This is a genomic window from Halolamina salina (assembly GCF_042678005.1).
In the GTDB taxonomy this organism is placed as follows: domain Archaea; phylum Halobacteriota; class Halobacteria; order Halobacteriales; family Haloferacaceae; genus Halolamina; species Halolamina salina.
Map to the genome: position 1 here is coordinate 1 of NZ_JBHUDH010000136.1, position 1,550 is coordinate 1,550.

At 69.9% G+C, this 1,550-nt stretch carries 2 protein-coding genes and 1 pseudogene; 1 reads left to right on the forward strand and 2 read right to left on the reverse strand.

Features of this window, described 5'->3' with window-relative positions:
* A partial coding sequence (locus ACFR9S_RS11765; RefSeq protein WP_379818745.1) for a putative sulfate/molybdate transporter occupies window positions 1–305 on the reverse strand: 305 nt, incomplete at its 3' end.
* Window positions 306–451: 146 nt separating this feature from the next.
* Entirely contained in the window at window positions 452–1,162 is a 711-nt protein-coding gene (locus tag ACFR9S_RS11770; RefSeq protein WP_379732828.1) for a DICT sensory domain-containing protein, read from the reverse strand.
* A gap of 191 nt (window positions 1,163–1,353) precedes the next feature.
* On the opposite strand from ACFR9S_RS11770, the pseudogene ACFR9S_RS11775 reads away from it, so the two are divergent.
* Window positions 1,354–1,550, forward strand: a pseudogene (locus ACFR9S_RS11775) (cell division protein FtsZ); the annotation flags it as partial.

Sequence of the window (1,550 nt, forward strand, 5' to 3'; positions counted from 1 at the left end):
CCGAGCAGGACGACGCCGGCGAGCAGGCCGGCGATCGCGAGTTCGTCGGCGCCGAGCGCGCCGGCGATGGTCAGCGCCGCCAGCGCCTTCATCGGCTCGACGGAGATCGGCAGCCCGTACCGCAGCCCCCAGACGATCTGGAACGCACCGAATCCCAGCAGCATCTTCGCGAGCGACAGCTCCGTGAGCGCGCCGACCGCGACGACGATGGGGAGGACCGTAACCGAATCCCCTAACGCCCCGGTCAGTTCGCTGGCGGAGAACGAGAGGGACTCCGTGACGGTCGGGGTCGTTGTTCCGTCCACTACGACGACAGTGGAGAGACGGGCGTATCAACGTTTCCGATGAGGCATATCGACGCCGAGCGGAGAAACCGATATCGGTCACAAAACTCGAACGACGTGGTCGGTCGTGGAACAGCGCGTGTCGGCGGCGTGCTCGACCGGGGCGGCTACGCGGTCGCCGACGCCACGTTCGTGCGGATCCGCTCGACCATCCCCTCGTCGTTGGTCCAGAACCCGGTGAACCCCTCCCCCGGGCGTTCCCTGCCGACCAGCCCGGACGCCTGCGTCTCGTCGGGACCGCCGTCGAACGCGAGCACCCAGTAGGGCGCAAGCTGCTCGTCCTGGTGTGCGTGGTAGTGGATCCCCGAGCGCTCCGGCGGCGTCCAGTCGTCGACGCCGTGGACGTGGATGTCCAGCGCCGTCTCGGTCGCGATCCGCTCGTACACCTCCTGCTGGGACCGGAACATCGACAGCCGCTGGAAGCTGACGTGGAGGCTGCCGTCGCCGACGCGGCGGGCGCGGTCCTCGATCTCCCGGCTCACCGCGAGCAGCTCCCGCCGGCTGATCGAGGTGAACACAGTCCCGGCGAGCGCGTCGAAGAACTCCCGGTGGCCCGGCGAGAGCTCCTCGCGGGACGCGGGCGGCTCGATCGGCGGTTCGAGCAGCCGTTCGACCTCCGCGAGGTCGAGCACGCCCACGAACTCCCCGTCCCGCTCGACAACGAGGAACGGGCGCGGGATCCCCTCGGGAAGCGGCCGATGAGCCACGTCGACGTCGTGGTTCCGGAACCAGTCCGCCGCCGCCGTTTCGGGGTCGTCCGAGTGGATGACGAACTGGTGGTCGCTCGATCGGGCGTCGGCGAGCAGGCTGTCGAGCATGATCAGCGGCCTCCTACACGGTCGTCCCGTGCTCGGTTGGTACGCATCTGTTCTCCGGGGAGTTTCGGGGACGAACGAGTATAGTACTTCTGTACGACGGGGTCCCCGCCGATCCGACCCCGTCGGGAGCCGCCGACCGCTCTTCGCCCCAGCGACGAAGCACCTATGCCGTCGGGCGGCAACGCGGAACTATGCAACTCGCCGTTCTGGGCGTCGGCGGCGCGGGCGGTCGGGTGGCCGCTCGGCTCGCCGCCGCGGAGTCCGAGGACCGGCCGTACGTCGCGACCGTCGCGGCCTTCGACACCGACCCCGAGGCGATCGCCGACCTCGACGTGCCACAGGAGCGCCGGCACGCGTTCGGGACGACCTCGCGGTCCACGGGGGACGC